Here is an 18,754-nt window from a genome sequence, read left to right on the forward strand (position 1 = left end):
GCTGGCGATTACGTCAGTCGATGTATTCGAACAGTTTCACAATTTTCTGTACCCCGGACACACCCTGTACCAGGTTGGTGGCGCGGGTTGCTTCCTGCTGGGTCAGCAGGCCCATGAGGTAGACGATGCCGTTGTCCGTCACAACCTTGATCCGCGAGCCGGGAATTGCGCTGTCGGTGAGCATCTGGGCCTTGATCTTGGTGGTCAGCACGGCGTCATTGCTGATTGCCAGCAGGGTGATGGGCTGCGCGACCTGCAGTTCGTTGTGGACCTTTTTCACCCGTTGCACGGTTGAGGCTGCCTGTTCGGCTTGGGTCTTGAGGTCGGCGCGCGGGGTTTGCCCGGCGAGCAGCACGATGCCGTTGAAGCTGGTCACGACGATACGCGATGCGCCGTTGCCCAGGTCGGGGGCGGCCTTGGCGACGTTGACGCCGACCTTGGTCTCGATCAGCGAGTCATCGATCTTGCTGCCAAAAGTGCGTGTGCCACGGTCGTCCTGGATAGGGGTGTCGCGGGTCGCAGTGATGGCCGAGGTGCAGCCGCTGATAGCGAGGCACAGCGTGATGGCTATAAGGCTGAGGCGGTTAACGGTCATTCTTCACTCCCGAACAGTTGGCTGTCGATCAGATCGCACAGGCAGTGGATCGTCAGCAGATGGACTTCCTGAATACGTGCAGTGACATTGGCCGGGACGCGGATCTCCACATCCTCGGGTAGCAGCAGCGAGGCCATGCCGCCGCCGTCGCGCCCGGTCAATGCTACGACAATCATTTCGCGATCATGTGCGGCCTGGATCGCCTGAATAATGTTCGCCGAGTTGCCGCTGGTGGAAATAGCCAGCAACACATCGCCCGGTTGGCCGAGGGCACGAATTTGTTTGGAAAAAATTTCGTTGTAGCTGTAGTCGTTGGCGATCGAGGTGATCGTCGACGAATCGGTGGTCAAGGCGATAGCCGGCAGGCTCGGCCGCTCGCGCTCAAAGCGGTTGAGCAGTTCGGAGGAAAAGTGCTGGGCGTCGCCGGCCGAACCACCGTTGCCGCACGAAAGCATTTTGCCTTCGTTGAGCAGGGCGTTGACCATGACCTGGCTGGCTTGCTCGATGTGCGGTGCAAGTACGTCCATCGCCTGTTGCTTGGTATCGATACTGGCCTGGAAAAGCTGGCGAATTCGGGATTGCATGTCCATCTGTGTGACCTTAAGTAGCGCGGCTGTATGGCACACGAATGTGCAGCCCGCAAAGCAAAGAGCAAAAGTGTGCGGTGAAGATGTCTGATCGGTACCGGTAACACTCAGCCGTCGAAGGCGTTGCGCAGCCAGTGCAGATCAGCGGTTCCGTGGGGGGTGCTTTGTATGGCAACCACATCGAAACGGCAGGGGGAGTCAGCCCAGCGACCCTCACTAAGCAGGAAAAACTGCGCGGCGAGTATCAGCTTTTGACGTTTGCGCTCGTCGATACTGGCGAGCGCACCACCCCACTGTGCGTATTTTCTGTAGCGGACTTCGACAAATACTACTGTATCGCCGTCAAGCATGACCAGATCAAGCTCGCCGCGTTTACACAACCAGTTCTGCGCCAGCAGGCGCAGACCCTGTTGCTGCAAGTGTTCAAGAGCTTGTTGTTCGGCATCCTTGCCGCTTTGTGCGCTGGAGCGTAAGGGCATCAGCGCGGGGTATCGGGCAGGCGTTCGACCTGGCCACTGACAAACTTGGCCCACGGCATCTGGCGTTCGATCCGCTGGCTCGGGCTCATGCCCAGGTTGCCGGAAAGACCATCGATACGGGTATCAGGCAGTGCCTTGAGCTGACCCAGGCGCGGCGCCAGGCGGTAGGCATCCACGCCCATGGCGTACAGGCGGCCCAGGCTGCCATTGGCTTGTGGCCATTGGGCAGTGACCTGGTTGCGCAGTGGATCGGTGGTGTTGAGCAGCCACGGCGTTTCACAGAACATGATGCCGTTCATGTCGTTGTACTGGTTCTTGTCGCCGCTGGCACTGAACACGTGGGAAGTGGCATACACCGGCACATCGCCTGCGTATTGGAAGTTCAGCGTTGGCTTGATCTGCTGGGCCTGTTGCGGCGTCACGGCGAGGAAGATGAACTCGATGTCCTGGCGACGCGATGGCTGTGCCGCGACATCCGTGCCAACCGTGCTTTGCAGGCTCTTGGCGCGACCTTCGCTCTGGCGCAGCTTGAACAGGTCGGCGATTTGCTGGGCCAAGGCCACAGGCTGGTCGACATGTTCGACCCCAATCAGGGTGCCGCCATTGGCTTCCCAGTCCTGGCGGAAGGCCTTGAGCACGCGGTCGCCCCATTCGCCTTTCGGCACCATGGCCGCCGCGCGGTGCAGGCCGTCGGCGCGGGCGCGACGCGACACTTCGCGGGCTTCGTCCTCGGCAGCCAGGCCGAACTGGAACAGTTGCGCGGGGGCTTGGTCGCCTTCGCTGTAGTTCAGGGCCAGGGTGGTGATGGGCAGTTGCGGGCGGGCGCTGAGTTGTTTGACCAGCGGCTTCTCCAACGGGCCGATGACCAATTGCACGCCGTCAGCCTGGGCTTTTTTGTAGAACTCATCGATGGAGCTGACGCGCGAGCTGTCATAGAACTCGATGACCGGCGGCTTCTGCCCGGCCTGTTGCGCCTGGTAGTGCGCGGCCATGAAGCCTTCACGCAGGGCCTTGGCCACGCTGGCCAGCGGGCCTTGTTGCGGCAACAGCAGGGCGATCTTGTTCAATGGCTGGCTGGCCAGTTCCTTGAGCCGGGTCAGCGGCATCGGCAGTTGCACTGCCGCCGGGTGCGCAGGGTTCTGCGCACGCCAGGTGTCGATGGCGGCTTGCTGCTGCTCCAGGGTGCCGGCGTTCTTCACGGCCTGGGCCAGGCTGATCCAGCCGTCGAGGACCGGGTTGCCGCTGGCCTGCAACTGCTCGCCAGGCACGGCGGCAATCAGGCTCCAGATGGCTTCATGGTTGCTGGTGGCGGCATCGCCCGTCAGCAACGGGGCCATGGCCACGCGTTCGCGGGCGGCGGCCAGGGTCTGGCCGTCGGCTTCATAGGCGCGGGCATGCACGGTGCCGGTGCGGACCTGCTGCTCCGGCGGCAACTCCTTGAGGCTTTGCAGGCTCGGATGGCTCAACGCCGTCAACGCAGCCTTGGGCTGGTTGCGGGTCATGGCCAGTTCTGCCGACAGGGTGCTGGCAAAAACCTGGGCGGCAGGCTTGAGGCTGTCCAGTGGCACTTGCGCGAGGATCTGCGCGGAGCGTCCTGGATTGTTCTGATGGAAGGCCATGTCTGCCGCGCTCAGGCGCAACAGTGCAGCTTTTTCCGGGGTCTTGGCCGAGGTCGCCTGTTCGAGCAGTTGCTCGATGGTGGCATCCGGGGTCCGTGGGAGTTCGCCAAGGCTTGACGAGGGCGAGCTTGCGCAAGCCGCCAACAGGGCAGCCAGGCAAAGGGCAGAGAACAGCCGCAGGCAAGCGATCATGTAAGTGTTCCTGATACCGATCAAATTAGCGTGGAATTGTACCCAAGCACTGGCCGGGGCGCGATGTTACTGGCGTGAAACCGTCTATTTAGATCGTTTAAATGTTGCAGGGCGTCAGTAACCGCCGCAAACAGACCGTCTGGACGCGACCCCGTCGGCGCATTTTCTTGACGTCTACGCGCTACAATATGGCTTTTGCCAATCATCGAGGTGTGCGCTTTGACTGCTCCAGGTCCTTTGAATTCCACTGCTGGCTCGCTTTTTGTGGTGGCGACGCCCATTGGCAACCTGGACGACATCAGTGCGCGGGCGCTGAAAGTGTTGCGTGAAGCCAAGTTGATTGCGGCCGAAGACACCCGGCACTCGCTGCGCCTGATGCAGCACTTCGGTATCGCCACGCCCCTGGCGGCCTGCCATGAGCACAACGAACGTGACGAAGGCAGCCGCTTTATTACCCGCCTGCTCGCGGGCGATGACGTGGCGTTGATCTCCGATGCCGGTACCCCGCTGATCTCCGATCCTGGTTATCACCTGGTCCGCCAGGCGCGGGCCGCAGGTATCAATGTAGTCCCGGTTCCCGGGGCGTGCGCGTTGATTGCAGCCCTTTCGGCGGCGGGCTTGCCGTCGGATCGTTTTATCTTCGAAGGTTTCCTGCCGGCCAAGGCCGTAGGGCGCCGGGCGCGCCTGGAGTTGTTAAAGGAAGAGCCGCGCACCCTGATCTTCTATGAAGCGCCGCACCGTATCCTCGAGTGCCTGCAAGACATGGAACTGGTCTTCGGTGGCGAACGCCTGGCCTTGCTGGCGCGGGAGCTGACCAAGACCTTTGAAACCCTCAAGGGCCTGCCGCTGGAAGAGCTGCGTGGGTTTGTCGAGGGCGACAGCAATCAGCAGCGTGGCGAGTGCGTGGTGCTGGTTGCGGGCTGGACGGCGCCGGAAAGTGAAGATGCCGTGGGTAGCGAGGCCATGCGCGTGCTGGACCTGTTGCTCAAGGAAATGCCGCTCAAGCGTGCCGCAGCCCTGGCCGCAGAAATCACCGGTGTGCGCAAGAACGTGTTGTATCAGGCCGCACTTGATAAACAAAAGAGCGAATAGTTCCTGGGTTTAACGTGCACGACGTCGGAACATGATGGCAATGCTGTCTTTTAATACTTGTTCTAAGACGTCCGTGCCGTTAACCTTCGCGGCGGAGAGTCGATTGGACAGTCGCTGCCCTCTATGAAAATTAGGGGGGGGAGGAAAGTCCGGGCTCCATAGGGCGAAGTGCCAGGTAATGCCTGGGGGGCGTGAGCCTACGGAAAGTGCCACAGAAAATAACCGCCTAAGCACTTCGGTGCCGGTAAGGGTGAAAAGGTGCGGTAAGAGCGCACCGCGCGACTGGCAACAGTTCGTGGCTAGGTAAACCCCACTTGGAGCAAGACCAAATAGGGTTCCAAGGCGTGGCCCGCGCTGGAACCGGGTAGGTTGCTAAAGATGTCCAGTGATGGCCATCGTAGACGAATGACTGTTCAAGACAGAACCCGGCTTATAGATCGACTCTCCACCTTTTTTCCTTCTGCACGAGTCTCGGGCAGAAACCAGGTAGTAACGCAAGAATCCCTCCCTGCCAAATCATTGGCAGATGCGTCTTCGTAATACCGAAAAAATCTTACTCTTAATAAATTACTTTAAGTTCAAGCTCTAGCTCTTTGAGCTATTTGGGGTTGTTGAGTCAAAAACATCGCCGAACTCTCGTTTCTCTTCCTTTTGCGCTCCTAAATCTCCGTTCTGTAAGGCTTTTCCTTTAATCCGCGCCTTGACGGTGTGGTGGGCGCATTCCTATAGTGTGCGCAAGTGGCGGAAAGTGGCACAAAGTGGGTTTTTTGAACGTAAAACGCTAAAATTTGGAGAAACGCATCTGTGTTTCGCGGAGCTAACGCTATAAGTCTCGATGCAAAAGGCCGTCTCGCCATGCCGAGCCGGTATCGTGACGAGCTCATTTCGCGAAGTTCCGGGCAATTAATCATCACGATTGATGCCGTTGATCCCTGTTTGTGTGTTTACCCCCTCGATGAGTGGGAGTTGATTGAAACCAAGTTGCGCGCTCTGCCTTCGTTGCGTGAAGAAAACCGTCGCCTGCAACGTTTGCTGATTGGTAATGCCGTCGATCTCGAACTCGATGGCAGTGGTCGTTTCCTGGTTCCACCGCGTCTGCGCGAATACGCCAAGCTCGATAAGCGCGCGATGCTGGTAGGCCAACTGAACAAGTTCCAATTGTGGGACGAAGATGCCTGGGATGCTGTGTCTGCAGCTGACCTGGCTGCTATTCAACAACCGGGCGCCATGCCTGATGAACTGCGTGATTTGATCCTGTGACTATTGATAGCGGCTTTAACCACATCACCGTGCTGCTTGACGAAGCCGTCGAGGCTCTCGCCGTGCGCCCTGATGGCTGCTATCTGGATGGCACGTTCGGGCGCGGCGGGCACAGTCGGTTGATCCTCAGCCAGCTCGGCCCGCAGGGCAAGCTCCTCGGGTTCGACAAGGATCCCCAGGCGATTGCCACCGGGCAAGCGCTAGCGGCCGAAGACGGCCGCTTTGTCGTTGTGCAGCGCAGCTTTGCCGAGCTGGGCGCTGAAGTCGCCGAGCGGGGCATGGCGGGCAAGGTGGCCGGGGTCTTGCTGGACCTGGGCGTGTCGTCGCCGCAGTTGGACGACCCTGAGCGCGGCTTCAGTTTCATGAATGATGGCCCGCTGGACATGCGCATGGACCCGAGCCGTGGCATCAGCGCCGCGCAGTTCATCGCCACCGCACCTCACGAAGAAATCACCCGTGTGTTCAAGGAATACGGCGAAGAGCGATTCGCCGGCCGCATGGCGCGTGCCGTGGTCGAGCGCCGGGAAATCCAGCCGTTCGAACGCACCGCCGACCTGGCCGAAGTGCTGAAAGTCGCCAACCCGGCGTGGGAAAAGGGCAAGAACCCGGCAACCCGCGCGTTCCAGGGCCTGCGTATTCACGTCAACAACGAATTGGGTGACCTTGAGGCCGGCCTCGAGGCTGCCCTGGAATCCCTGGAAGTGGGCGGTCGCCTGGTGGTGATCAGCTTCCACTCCCTGGAAGACCGCATCGTCAAATTGTTCATGCGTCGCCTGGTCAAGGGCGAGAGCGATAACCTGCCGCGCAACCTGCCGGTACGTTTCGAAGCCTTTGTGCCGAAAATCAAAATCCATGGCAAAGCGCAGTTCGCCTCCGAAGCCGAACTCAAGGCCAACCCACGTGCTCGCAGCGCCGTCATGCGCGTTGCGGAGAAGCTGCGGTGAGCAAGCTTTTCGCCAAGCCCCTGCCGGGCGGCAGCTTCTTTATGTTGCTGCTGTTTGTCGGCGTGCTGGTGTCCGCGATTGCGGTGTCCTACAGCGCCCACTGGAATCGCCAGTTGCTCAATAGCCTGTACGGCGAGTTGAGCGTGCGCGACAAGGCGCAGGCGGAGTGGGGCCGGTTGATCCTGGAACAAAGTACCTGGACGGCCCACAGCCGCATCGAAGTGCTGGCCGCCGAACAGCTGAAGATGCACATTCCTGGCGCGGCTGAAGTCCGCATGGTGGCGCCATGATGAAACTCGAAGGCGCACTCTACCCATGGCGCTTCCGTGTCGTGCTGGGCTTGCTCGCACTGATGGTGGGCGCGATTGCCTGGCGCATCGTCGACCTGCAGGTGGTGGACCGCGACTTCCTGATCGGCCAGGGCGATGCCCGTAGCCTGCGTCATATCCCGATTCCTGCGCACCGCGGCCTGATCACCGACCGTAATGGCGAGCCCCTGGCTGTCAGTACCCCGGTGACCACCCTGTGGGCCAACGCCAAGGAGCTGCAAGTGGCCAAGGACAAGTGGACCGAACTGGCCCACGCCCTTGGCCAGGATCCCAAGGCCCTTAAAGAGCGCCTTGAAGCCCAGGCCAATAAAGAATTCATCTATCTGGTTCGCGGCCTCACCCCTGAACAGGGGCAAGGCGTGCTCGACCTGAAAATCCCCGGTGTCTACGGCATCGAGGAATTCCGGCGCTTCTACCCGGCCGGCGAGACCACTGCCCATATGGTCGGCTTCACCGACATTGATGACCATGGCCGCGAAGGGGTGGAACTTGCCTACGACGAATGGCTGGCCGGGGTTCCCGGCAAACGGCAGGTCATCAAGGATCGACGCGGCAGACTGATCAAGGATGTCCAGGTCACCAAAAACGCCAAGGCCGGTAAGCCCTTGGCGTTGTCGATTGACCTGCGCCTGCAATACCTGGCCAACCGTGAGCTGCGTAACGCCATCATTGAGAACGGCGCCAAGGCCGGCAGCCTGGTGATCATGGACGTGAAGACCGGTGAGATCCTCGCCATGGTCAACCAGCCGACCTACAACCCGAATAACCGTCGCAACCTGCAACCGGCGATGATGCGCAACCGCGCGATGATCGACGTGTTCGAGCCGGGTTCGACCATGAAAGCCATCTCCATGAGTGCGGCCCTGGAGTCCGGGCGCTGGAAGCCGACCGACAAGGTCGAGGTCTATCCCGGCACCCTGCAACTGGGCAAATACACCATTCGCGACGTATCCCGTAGCGAAGGCCCGGTGCTGGACCTGACCGGCATCCTGATCAACTCCAGTAACGTGGGCATGAGTAAAGTCGCCTTTGATATCGGCGGCGAGACCATCTACCACCTGGCGCAGAAGATCGGCCTCGGCCAGCCCACGGGCCTGGACTTCCCGGGCGAGCGCGTCGGCAACCTGCCCAACTACCGTGAGTGGCGCAAGGCCGAGACCGCGACCCTGTCCTACGGCTATGGCCTGTCGGTGACCGCGATCCAGCTGGCCCATGCCTTTTCCGTGCTGGCCAACAATGGCCGCATGACGCCATTGAGCCTGATCCACGTTGACGAAGCGCCGAAATCCGAACAGGTCATCCCGGAAAACGTCGCCAAGACCATGCAGACCATGCTGCAGCAAGTGATCGAGGCACCGCGCGGCGTGTTCCGTGCCCAGGTGCCGGCCTATCACGTGGCCGGCAAGTCCGGTACGGCGCGTAAGACTTCGGTGGGCACCAAGGGCTATGCCGAAAACTCCTACCGTTCGCTGTTCGCCGGCTTCGGCCCGATGAGCGATCCGCGCTACGCCATCGTGGTGGTCATCGACGAACCGAGCAAGGCCGGTTACTTCGGTGGCCTGGTCTCGGCTCCCGTATTCAGCAAAGTCATGTCCGGCACCCTGCGCTTGATGAACATCACGCCGGACAACCTGCCGCCGACCCAACAAGCCAACGCCGGACCACCGGCCGCTGCTGTAAAAGCCAATGGAGGGCGCGGCTGATGTCTCTTAGCCTGAACAAGATTTTCGCCCACGCTGGTCGCGACCTATTGATTCGTGAACTGAGCCTGGACAGCCGTAACGTACGCGCCGGCGACCTGTTCCTGGCTGTGCCGGGCGGCAAGTTCGATGGCCGTGCGCATATCGCCGACGCCTTGCAGCGCGGCGCGGCGGCCGTGGCCTATGAAGTAGAAGGCGCCACCGTATTGCCGATTACCGATGTGCCGTTGATTCCGGTCAAGGGCCTGGCGGCGCAGTTGTCGGATATCGCCGGGCGTTTTTATGGCGACCCGAGCCGTCAACTCAACCTGATCGGCGTCACCGGCACCAACGGCAAGACCAGCGTCACCCAACTGGTGGCCCAGGCGCTGGACCTGCTAGGCCAGCACTGCGGCATCGTCGGCACCCTGGGCACCGGTTTCTACGGCGCGCTGCAAAGCGGCCTGCATACCACGCCGAACCCGATCGCAGTGCAGGCGACCCTGGCCGACCTGAAAAAGGCCGGGGCCAAGGCCGTCGCCATGGAAGTGTCGTCCCACGGCCTGGACCAGGGCCGGGTGACTGCGCTGGCGTTCGACGTGGCGGTGATGACCAACCTGTCCCGCGACCACCTGGACTACCACGGCAGCATGGAGGCGTACGCCGCCGCCAAGGCCAAGCTGTTCGGCTGGACTGACCTGAAGTGCCGCGTCGTGAACCTCGATGACGCATTCGGTCGCCAACTGGCTGCCGAAAAAAGCGAAGCGCGCCTGATCAGCTACAGCCTGGAAGATTCCAGCGCCTACCTGTATTGCCGCGAAGCCCAGTTCAACGATGAAGGCGTACTCGCAACGCTGGTTACGCCCCAGGGCGAACACCATCTGCGTAGCACCTTGCTCGGTCGCTTCAACCTGAGCAACGTGCTCGCAGCCATCGGCGCCTTGCTGGGCCTGGATTATGCCCTGGATGAAATCCTGCGCGTATTGCCCAAGCTCGAAGGCCCGGCCGGGCGCATGCAGCGCCTGGGTGGCGGGACGCAACCGCTGGTGGTGGTCGATTACGCCCACACCCCGGATGCCCTGGAAAAAGTCCTCGAAGCCCTGCGTCCTCATGCCAAGGGCAAGTTGCTGTGCCTGTTCGGCTGCGGCGGCGACCGCGATCGCGGCAAACGCCCGCTGATGGCCGAGATCGTCGAGCGCTTGGCCGACGGCGTGCTGGTCACCGATGACAACCCGCGCAGCGAAGCGCCGAGCCAGATTTTCGACGATATCCGCGCAGGCTTCAAAGACGCCTCCCAAGTAACTTTTGTTGCCGGCCGCGGCGCCGCCATTGCGCAGTTGATTGCCAGCGCCAGCGCTGACGACGTGGTGGTCCTGGCCGGTAAAGGCCATGAGGACTACCAGGAAATCAACGGCGAGCGCCATGCTTTCTCCGATCTGGTCGAGGCCGATCGCGCCTTGACCGCATGGGAGGTGGCCCATGCTTAAGGCCATGCAGTTCAGCGAACTGACCCAGGCTTTGTCGGCCCGTGTGTTGTCGAGTGATTGCAGCTTCGACGGCGTCAGTATCGACAGTCGCAACATCAAGCCGGGGCAACTGTTCGTCGCCCTGGCCGGCCCGCGCTTCGACGGGCATGACTATTTGAATGAGGTGGCCGCCAAAGGCGCGGTCGGCGCCCTGGTGCAGCGTGAAGTCACTGACTCGACACTGCCGCAGTTGCTGGTGGCCGACACCCGCCTGGCCCTTGGCCAGCTGGGTGCACTGAACCGCGCAGCGTTCACCAACCCGGTGGCGGCGATCACCGGTTCCAGCGGCAAGACCACGGTCAAGGAACTGCTCGCTGGTATCCTGCGCACGCGCGGGCCGGTGCTGGCGACCCGTGGCAACCTCAACAATGATTTTGGCGCACCGCTGACCCTGCTGGAACTGGCCCCGGAACACACCGCCGCCGTGATCGAGCTGGGCGCGTCGCGCATTGGCGAAATTGCCTACACGGTGGCCATGACCCGGCCACACGTTGCGATTATCAACAACGCCGGTACCGCCCACGTTGGCGAGTTTGGCGGCCCCGAGAAGATCGTCCAGGCCAAGGGTGAAATCCTTGAGGGGCTGGACGCTTCCGGTATCGCCGTATTGAACCTCGATGACAAGGCCTTCGAAACCTGGCGTGTACGTGCCGCCGGGCGCAAGGTCCTGAGCTTCGCCGTGCACAACGCCGCGGCCGATTTCCATGCATCGAACATCACGCTCGACGCCCGTGGCTGCCCGGCCTTCACCCTGCACAGTCCGCAAGGTGATGAGCACGTGCAACTGAACCTGCTGGGCAACCATAACGTTGCCAATGCCCTGGCCGCCGCCGCCGCTGCTTACGCCCTGGGCGTGTCGCTGTTCGGCATTGCCACCGGCCTTGGCGCAGTGCAACCGGTCAAGGGCCGTACCGTGGCGCAACTGGCGAGCAACGGCATGCGCGTGATTGATGACACTTACAACGCCAACCAGTCCTCGATCTGCGCGGCCATTGACCTGCTCAAAGGCTTCGACGGTCGCAAGGTACTGGTGCTGGGGGATATCGCCGAGCTGGGCGAATGGGCCGAACAGTCCCACCGTGAAGTCGGTGCCTACGCCAGTGGCAAAGTCGACGCCCTCTACGCCGTCGGTCCGAACATGGCCCATGCCGTCGCCGCTTTCGGTTTGGGCGCGCGGCACTTCGCGAGCCAGGCCGAGTTGATCCAGGCGCTGGGCGCGGCCGAACAAGACAAACACACAACTATTTTGATCAAGGGATCGCGCAGCGCGGTGATGGAAAACGTCGTCGCGGCCTTGTGTGGCTCAAGTACGGAGAAACATTAATGCTGCTGCTGCTGGCTGAGTATCTGCAACAGTTCCACAAAGGCTTCGCGGTCTTTCAGTACCTGACCCTGCGCGGGATCCTGGGTGTGCTGACCGCGCTGTGTTTGTCGCTGTTTCTCGGGCCATGGATGATCCGTACCCTGCAAAACCTGCAGATCGGCCAGTCCGTGCGCAATGACGGCCCACAGTCGCACCTGTCCAAGTCCGGCACACCGACCATGGGCGGTGCGTTGATCCTGTCGTCCATCGGCATCAGCACCTTGCTCTGGGCCGACCTGGCCAACCGCTACGTCTGGGTGGTGTTGCTGGTGACCCTGCTGTTCGGCGCCATCGGCTGGGTCGATGACTACCGCAAGGTGATCGAGAAGAACTCCAAGGGCCTGCCAAGCCGCTGGAAATACTTCTGGCAGTCGGTGTTCGGCCTGGGCGCGGCGATCTTCCTTTATATGACTGCGCCAAGCGCGGTGGAAACCACCCTGATTTTCCCGATGCTCAAGGACGCCAGTATCCCGCTGGGCATTGGCTTCGTGGTGCTGACCTACTTTGTGATCGTCGGCTCCAGCAACGCGGTCAACCTGACCGATGGCCTTGATGGCCTGGCGATCATGCCGACCGTCATGGTGGGCGGCGCCCTGGGCATCTTCTGCTACCTGTCGGGTAACGTGAAATTCGCTGAATACCTGCTGATCCCGTATGTACCGGGCGCGGGTGAATTGATTGTGTTCTGCGGCGCGCTGATCGGTGCCGGGCTGGGCTTCCTGTGGTTCAACACCTATCCGGCCCAGGTGTTCATGGGCGACGTCGGCGCCCTGGCGCTGGGTGCGGCCCTGGGCACCATTGCCGTGATCGTGCGCCAGGAAATCGTCCTGTTCATCATGGGCGGCGTGTTCGTGATGGAGACCCTGTCGGTGGTGATCCAGGTTGCGTCCTTCAAGTTGACCGGCCGCCGCGTGTTTCGCATGGCGCCGATTCATCACCACTTTGAACTCAAGGGCTGGCCGGAGCCACGGGTGATCGTCCGTTTCTGGATCATCACCGTGATTCTTGTGCTGGTTGGCCTTGCCACCCTGAAACTGAGGTAGAAACGAGTGTCCCTGATCGCTTCAGACCACTTCCGCATCGTTGTCGGCCTCGGCAAGAGCGGCATGTCCCTGGTTCGCTTCCTGGCGAACCGGGGCACGTCGTTTGCCGTGGCCGATACGCGGGAAAATCCACCGGAGCTGGTCACGCTGCGCCGTGACTACCCGCACGTGGAAGTGCGTTGTGGCGAGTTGGATATCGAGTTTCTGTGCCGTGCCGACGAGCTCTACGTGAGCCCCGGCCTGGCCCTGGCGACCCCGGCCCTGCAAGCGGCAGCGGCGCGCGGCGTGAAGTTGTCCGGCGATATCGAGCTGTTTGCGCGTAACGCCAAGGCGCCCATCGTGGCGATCAGCGGTTCCAACGCCAAGAGCACCGTCACCACCCTGGTTGGCGAAATGGCGGCTGCGGCCGGCAAGCGCGTGGCCGTGGGCGGTAACCTCGGTACGCCGGCGCTGGATTTGCTCAGCGACGATATCGAGCTGTACGTCATGGAGTTGTCGAGCTTCCAACTGGAGACCACCGATCAACTCGGCGCCGAAGTGGCCACCGTGTTGAACGTCAGCGAAGACCATATGGACCGCTACAGTGGCCTGCCGGCTTATCACCTGGCCAAGCACCGGATCTTCCGTGGTGCGCGCCAGGTAGTGGTCAACCGCCAGGATGCCCTGAGCCGTCCGTTGATGGGCGAGGGCCTGCCATGCTGGACCTTCGGCCTGAGCAAACCCGATTTCAAGGCCTTTGGTATCCGTGAAGAGAATGGCGAGAAATACCTGGCCTTCGAATTCCAGAACCTGATGCCGGTGCGTGAACTGAAAATCCGTGGCGCCCACAACCAGTCCAATGCCCTCGCGGCGTTGGCGTTGGGGCATGCGGTCGGCTTGCCGTTCGACGCGATGCTGTCGAGCCTGCGCACCTTCGCCGGCCTCGAACACCGCTGCCAGTGGGTGCGCGACCTGGATGGCGTGAGCTACTACAACGATTCCAAGGCCACCAATGTCGGCGCCGCGCTGGCCGCCATCGAAGGCCTGGGTGCCGATATCGACGGCAAACTGCTGCTAATCGCCGGTGGCGATGGCAAGGGTGCCGACTTCAAGGACCTCAAGGGCCCGGTGGCTGCTCATTGCCGTGCCGTGGTGCTGATGGGTCGTGACAGCGACTTGATCGCCGCCGCCCTGGGCGACACGGTGCCGCAAGTGCGCGCAACCTCCCTGGACGATGCCATCGCTCAGTGCCGCGCCTTGGCCCAGCCCGGCGATGCCGTGCTGCTGTCGCCGGCCTGCGCCAGTTTCGACATGTTCAAGAACTACGAAGAGCGCGGCCAGTTGTTCGCCCGCGCCGTGGAGGGCTTGGCATGAGTCTGGACCTGAAGAACATTATCAAGCCGTACCCATCGCCGATCATCACTGGGCGTGGGATCGACCTCGACTTCCCAATGCTCGCCGGTTGCCTGGCGCTGCTGGGCCTGGGCCTGGTGATGATCACCTCGGCGTCCTCGGAAGTGGCCGCCGTACAGTCGGGCAACACCCTGTACCACATGATCCGCCACCTGATTTACCTGGTGATCGGCCTCGGTGCGTGCATCGTCACCATGATGATTCCCATCGCCACCTGGCAGCGCCTGGGTTGGCTGATGCTGATTGGCGCCTTCGGCCTGCTGGTGATGGTGATCGTCCCCGGCATCGGTCGCGAGGTGAATGGGTCGATGCGCTGGATCGGCTTCGGCGCGTTCAACGTGCAGCCGTCGGAAATCGCCAAGGTCTTCGTGGTGATTTACCTGGCGGGCTACCTGGTGCGTCGCCAGAAAGAAGTGCGGGAAAGCTGGATGGGCTTCTTCAAGCCCTTCATCGTGCTGCTGCCCATGGCTGGCCTGTTGCTGATGGAGCCGGACTTCGGCGCCACCGTGGTGATGATGGGCGCCGCCGCCGCGATGCTGTTCCTCGGTGGGGTGGGCTTGTTCCGCTTTGCCCTGATGGTCGGTCTTGCCGTGGCGGCCGTAACGATCCTGGTGCAGGCGCAACCCTATCGGATGGCGCGTCTGATCACCTTTACCGACCCCTGGTCCGACCAGTTCGGTTCCGGCTACCAGTTGACCCAGGCGCTGATTGCCTTCGGTCGCGGCGAGTGGCTGGGCGTGGGCCTGGGCAACAGTGTGCAGAAGCAGTTCTACCTGCCGGAAGCCCATACCGACTTCGTGTTCTCGGTACTGGCCGAAGAGCTGGGCGTGGTTGGCTCCCTGGTCACCGTCGGGCTGTTCGTGTTCGTCTGTGTGCGGGCCATGTACATCGGCCTGTGGGCCGAGAAAGCCAAACAATTCTTTGCCGCCTATGTGGCGTACGGCCTGGCCTTCCTGTGGATCGGCCAGTTCTTGATCAACATTGGCGTGAACGTTGGCTTGCTGCCGACCAAGGGCCTGACCTTGCCGTTCCTCAGCTACGGTGGCAGCTCGTTGGTGATCTGCTGTGCCTGTCTCGGCTTGTTACTGCGTATCGAGTGGGAGAGTCGAACCCATTTGGGCAGCGAAGAGATGGAATTCAGCGAGAGCGATTTTGCCGAGGAGCCGACCCATGGGCGCTAACGTGCTGATCATGGCCGGCGGCACCGGCGGCCACGTGTTCCCGGCGCTGGCCTGTGCCCGTGAGTTCCAGGCCCGTGGCTACACCGTGCATTGGCTGGGGACGCCCCGTGGCATTGAAAATGAACTGGTCCCGGCGGCCGGTTTGCGCCTGCATCTGATCAACGTCAGCGGCCTGCGCGGCAAGAGCAAATTGTCCCTGCTCAAGGCGCCGTTCGTGTTGCTCAAGGCTGTGTGGCAGGCGCGCAAGGTCATTCGCGAATTGAAGCCGGTCTGCGTGCTGGGCTTTGGTGGCTATGTCACCGGTCCCGGCGGTGTGGCCGCGCGCTTGGCCGGTGTGCCGGTGATCGTTCACGAGCAAAACGCTGTGGCCGGTACCGCCAACAGGCTGTTGGCGCCGTTGGCGGCACGGGTCTGCGAGGCGTTCCCGAATACGTTTGCGGCCATGGACAAGCGCCGCACCACCGGCAACCCGGTGCGTACCGAACTGTTCATGGACATTGCCCGCCAGGCCCTGGCCGGGCGCAAGGCGCATCTGCTGATCCTCGGTGGAAGCCTGGGCGCCGAGCCGCTGAACAAACTGCTGCCGCAGGCATTGGCGCAGCTGCCTGTGGAGCTGCGTCCCGAGATCTTCCATCAGGCAGGCAAGAACCACGATGAAGTGACCGCCGCCCGCTATCGCGAGGCCGGTGTCGAGGCGACCGTAGAGCCCTTCATCAAAGACATGGCCCATGCCTATGGCTGGGCCGACCTGGTGGTCTGTCGCGCAGGTGCGTTGACCGTCAGTGAACTGGCCGCCGCCGGTCTGCCGTCCTTGCTGGTGCCCTTGCCCCATGCGATCGACGATCACCAGACCCGCAACGCCGAATATTTGGCCGGGGAGGGCGCTGCCTTCCTGCTGCCGCAAAGAACGACTGGCGCCGCCGATCTGGCCGCACGCCTGACTGAGGTTTTGATGCAACCCGAACGACTGAACAGCATGGCGAGCACCGCAAGCCGCCTGGCCAAACCCGACGCCACCCGCAGCGTGGTCGATATCTGCCTGGAGGTGGCCCATGGTTGAGAATCAAAAAGCCATGCCGCAACCGGAAATGCGCCGCATCCGTCGCATCCACTTCGTCGGTATCGGCGGCGTGGGCATGTGCGGGATTGCCGAGGTGTTGCTGAACCTGGGTTACCAGGTCTCCGGCTCCGACCTCAAGACTTCGCCGGTCACCGAGCGCCTGGAATCCTTCGGCGCGCAGATCTTTATCGGCCACCGTGCCGAGAACGCGGCGCAGGCTGATGTATTGGTGGTCTCCAGCGCCGTGAACACCTCCAACCCGGAAGTGGCCACCGCCCTTGAGCGGCGTATTCCCGTGGTGCCCCGCGCCGAGATGCTGGCCGAGCTGATGCGCTATCGCCACGGCATCGCCGTCGCCGGTACCCACGGCAAGACCACCACCACCAGCCTGATCGCCTCGGTGTTCGCCGCCGGCGGCCTGGATCCGACCTTCGTGATCGGTGGCCGGCTGAATGCAGCAGGTACCAATGCACAACTGGGTACCAGCCGTTACCTGATTGCCGAAGCCGATGAAAGCGATGCCAGCTTCCTGCACCTGCAGCCGCTGGTGGCCGTGGTCACCAACATCGACGCCGACCATATGGCGACCTACGACGGCGACTTCAACAAGTTGAAGAAAACCTTCGTCGAGTTCCTGCACAACCTGCCGTTCTACGGTCTGGCCGTGGTGTGCCTGGACGATCCGGTAGTGCGCGAAATCCTGCCGCTGGTCAAGCGCCCGACCGTGACCTACGGCTTCAGCGAAGACGCTGACGTGCGCGCGATCAATGTTCGCCAGCAAGGCATGCAGACGTTCTTCACCGTGCTGCGTCCGGATCGCGAGCCCTTGGATGTGTCGGTGAACATGCCGGGCAACCACAATGTGCTCAATTCCCTGGCGACCATCTGCATCGCCACCGACGAAGGCGTCAGCGATGAAGCCATTGTCGAAGGCCTGTCGGGCTTTGCCGGCGTGGGCCGACGCTTCCAGGTCTACGGCCAGTTGCCGGTAGACGGCGGCGACGTGATGCTGGTGGACGACTACGGTCACCACCCGACCGAAGTCGCGGCCGTGATCAAGGCTGTGCGTGGTGGCTGGCCAGAGCGTCGCCTGGTGATGGTCTACCAGCCGCACCGCTACAGCCGTACCCGCGACCTGTACGACGACTTCGTAAATGTATTGGCCGATGCCAACGTATTGCTGCTGATGGAAGTCTACCCGGCCGGTGAAGAACCGATCCCCGGTGCCGATAGTCGCAAGCTGTGCAACAGCATCCGCCAGCGCGGGCAACTGGACCCGATCTATATCGAGCGAGGCGTGGACCTGGCGCCGATCGTCAAGCCGCTGCTGCGCGCCGGCGACATCCTGCTGTGCCAGGGTGCCGGTGATATCGGCGGCCTTGCCCCTAAATTGCTGGCGAGCCCGCTGTTTGCTGCCGCCGCTGTACAGGGGAAGTCGAAATGACTGCGAATTACGCCTCCCTGTTCTCCACCATCGCACCTGCCGACTTCGGTCGCGTGGCCGTGTTGTTCGGCGGCAAGAGTGCTGAGCGTGAAGTCTCGCTCAAGTCCGGCAATGCCGTGCTCCAGGCGCTGCAAAGTGGCGGTGTGAATGCCTTTGGTATCGACGTGGGCGATGACTTCCTCGCCCGCCTGCAAGCCGAGAAGATCGACCGCGCCTTCATCATCCTGCACGGCCGTGGCGGTGAAGACGGCAGCATGCAGGGCCTGCTGGAGTGCGCCGGCATTCCCTACACAGGCAGTGGCATCCTCGCTTCGGCCTTGGCCATGGACAAGTTGCGCACCAAGCAGGTGTGGCACAGCCTGGGCATTCCGACGCCGCGTCACAGCGTTCTGTGCAGTGAAGACGATTGTATTTCTGCAGCCAAGGAACTGGGCCTGCCTTTGATCGTCAAACCAGCCCATGAAGGCTCCAGTATCGGCATGGCTAAAGTGAACTCGGCCGCCGAATTGATCGACGCATGGAAAGCGGCAAGTACCTACGATTCGCAAGTGTTGGTGGAACAGTGGATCCAGGGTCCCGAGTACACCATCGCCACCCTGCGTGGCCAGGTATTGCCGCCCATCGCATTGGGCACGCCCCACACCTTTTACGACTACGACGCCAAGTACCTGGCCTCCGATACCCAGTACCGGATCCCGTGCGGGCTCGATGCAACCAAAGAGCAGGAATTGATGGACCTCACGGCGAAAGCCTGTGAGGCGTTGGGTATCGCCGGTTGGGCGCGGGCAGACGTGATGCAGGATGACAAGGGGAACTTCTGGTTCCTGGAAGTCAACACCGCGCCGGGTATGACCGACCACAGCCTGGTGCCCATGGCTGCACGTGCGGCCGGCTTGGACTTCCAGCAATTGGTGCTGGGGATCCTGGCGGCCAGTTATGTGGCCGGTAATGAAGAGGCACGAGGTTAAG

17 protein-coding genes and 1 other RNA gene are annotated in these 18,754 nt (G+C 62.0%); 14 read left to right on the forward strand and 4 right to left on the reverse strand.

The features are described from left to right. Window positions 1-13 precede the first annotated feature (13 nt). From HBO19_RS01175 to HBO19_RS01190, 4 genes are all read right to left on the reverse strand, one after another. Window positions 14-595, reverse strand: coding sequence for a BON domain-containing protein (locus HBO19_RS01175; protein ID WP_169956365.1), 582 nt, complete (start codon window positions 593-595; stop codon window positions 14-16). Further along, window positions 592-1,185, reverse strand: a complete 594-nt coding sequence (locus HBO19_RS01180; protein ID WP_003171862.1) for a phosphoheptose isomerase — start codon at window positions 1,183-1,185, stop codon at window positions 592-594. The genes HBO19_RS01175 and HBO19_RS01180 overlap by 4 nt, the downstream gene beginning before the upstream one ends. A 104-nt stretch (window positions 1,186-1,289) precedes the next feature. Then, on the reverse strand, window positions 1,290-1,661 hold the full coding sequence (locus tag HBO19_RS01185; protein ID WP_170056749.1) for a YraN family protein: 372 nt from the start codon (window positions 1,659-1,661) through the stop codon (window positions 1,290-1,292). Then, entirely contained in the window at window positions 1,661-3,472 is a 1,812-nt protein-coding gene (locus HBO19_RS01190; protein WP_170056750.1) for a penicillin-binding protein activator, read from the reverse strand. The genes HBO19_RS01185 and HBO19_RS01190 overlap by 1 nt, the downstream gene beginning before the upstream one ends. A gap of 219 nt (window positions 3,473-3,691) precedes the next feature. Here HBO19_RS01190 and rsmI point away from each other — a divergent pair, with 219 nt between their 5' ends. From rsmI to HBO19_RS01260, 14 genes are all read left to right on the forward strand, one after another. After that, window positions 3,692-4,564, forward strand: coding sequence for a 16S rRNA (cytidine(1402)-2'-O)-methyltransferase (gene rsmI / locus HBO19_RS01195; protein ID WP_169956359.1), 873 nt, complete (start codon window positions 3,692-3,694; stop codon window positions 4,562-4,564). Window positions 4,565-4,659: 95 nt separating this feature from the next. Then, window positions 4,660-5,013: RNase P RNA component class A (gene rnpB / locus HBO19_RS01200), an RNA gene on the forward strand. A 355-nt stretch (window positions 5,014-5,368) separates the two neighbouring features. Further along, window positions 5,369-5,824 carry a division/cell wall cluster transcriptional repressor MraZ gene (mraZ, locus tag HBO19_RS01205; RefSeq protein WP_003171868.1) on the forward strand — a complete coding sequence of 152 codons (456 nt, stop codon included), beginning with the start codon at window positions 5,369-5,371 and terminating at the stop codon, window positions 5,822-5,824. A 2-nt stretch (window positions 5,825-5,826) separates the two neighbouring features. Further along, entirely contained in the window at window positions 5,827-6,768 is a 942-nt protein-coding gene (gene rsmH / locus HBO19_RS01210; RefSeq protein ID WP_169956407.1) for a 16S rRNA (cytosine(1402)-N(4))-methyltransferase RsmH, read from the forward strand. Further along, window positions 6,765-7,058 (forward strand): cell division protein FtsL, encoded by a 294-nt coding sequence (gene ftsL / locus HBO19_RS01215; protein ID WP_169956357.1) that lies wholly within the window; start codon window positions 6,765-6,767, stop codon window positions 7,056-7,058. The genes rsmH and ftsL overlap by 4 nt, the downstream gene beginning before the upstream one ends. Continuing rightward, entirely contained in the window at window positions 7,058-8,800 is a 1,743-nt protein-coding gene (locus HBO19_RS01220; RefSeq protein WP_169956405.1) for a penicillin-binding protein 2, read from the forward strand. The genes ftsL and HBO19_RS01220 overlap by 1 nt, the downstream gene beginning before the upstream one ends. Beyond that, window positions 8,800-10,263 carry a UDP-N-acetylmuramoyl-L-alanyl-D-glutamate--2,6-diaminopimelate ligase gene (locus HBO19_RS01225; protein ID WP_170056751.1) on the forward strand — a complete coding sequence of 488 codons (1,464 nt, stop codon included), beginning with the start codon at window positions 8,800-8,802 and terminating at the stop codon, window positions 10,261-10,263. The genes HBO19_RS01220 and HBO19_RS01225 overlap by 1 nt, the downstream gene beginning before the upstream one ends. Then, window positions 10,256-11,626 (forward strand): UDP-N-acetylmuramoyl-tripeptide--D-alanyl-D-alanine ligase, encoded by a 1,371-nt coding sequence (gene murF, locus HBO19_RS01230; protein ID WP_170056752.1) that lies wholly within the window; start codon window positions 10,256-10,258, stop codon window positions 11,624-11,626. Before HBO19_RS01225 ends, murF begins: the two co-directional genes overlap by 8 nt. Beyond that, window positions 11,626-12,708, forward strand: coding sequence for a phospho-N-acetylmuramoyl-pentapeptide-transferase (gene mraY / locus HBO19_RS01235; RefSeq protein ID WP_029297824.1), 1,083 nt, complete (start codon window positions 11,626-11,628; stop codon window positions 12,706-12,708). The genes murF and mraY overlap by 1 nt, the downstream gene beginning before the upstream one ends. A gap of 6 nt (window positions 12,709-12,714) precedes the next feature. Continuing rightward, window positions 12,715-14,061: a UDP-N-acetylmuramoyl-L-alanine--D-glutamate ligase gene (gene murD, locus HBO19_RS01240; RefSeq protein WP_170056753.1), complete on the forward strand. Its 1,347-nt coding sequence runs from the start codon at window positions 12,715-12,717 to the stop codon at window positions 14,059-14,061. An 8-nt stretch (window positions 14,062-14,069) separates the two neighbouring features. Next, a complete protein-coding gene (gene ftsW / locus HBO19_RS01245; RefSeq protein WP_169956403.1) occupies window positions 14,070-15,281 on the forward strand; it encodes a putative lipid II flippase FtsW in 1,212 nt (403 codons plus the stop codon). Then, window positions 15,271-16,341, forward strand: coding sequence for an undecaprenyldiphospho-muramoylpentapeptide beta-N-acetylglucosaminyltransferase (gene murG, locus HBO19_RS01250; RefSeq protein WP_169956351.1), 1,071 nt, complete (start codon window positions 15,271-15,273; stop codon window positions 16,339-16,341). Before ftsW ends, murG begins: the two co-directional genes overlap by 11 nt. Further along, window positions 16,334-17,785 carry a UDP-N-acetylmuramate--L-alanine ligase gene (gene murC, locus HBO19_RS01255; protein WP_029297832.1) on the forward strand — a complete coding sequence of 484 codons (1,452 nt, stop codon included), beginning with the start codon at window positions 16,334-16,336 and terminating at the stop codon, window positions 17,783-17,785. Before murG ends, murC begins: the two co-directional genes overlap by 8 nt. Next, window positions 17,782-18,753: a D-alanine--D-alanine ligase gene (locus tag HBO19_RS01260; protein WP_170056754.1), complete on the forward strand. Its 972-nt coding sequence runs from the start codon at window positions 17,782-17,784 to the stop codon at window positions 18,751-18,753. The genes murC and HBO19_RS01260 overlap by 4 nt, the downstream gene beginning before the upstream one ends. The last annotated feature ends 1 nt before the right edge of the window (window position 18,754 follow it).

Source organism: Pseudomonas sp. WS 5021, from assembly GCF_012985535.1.
In the GTDB taxonomy this organism is placed as follows: Bacteria; Pseudomonadota; Gammaproteobacteria; order Pseudomonadales; family Pseudomonadaceae; genus Aquipseudomonas.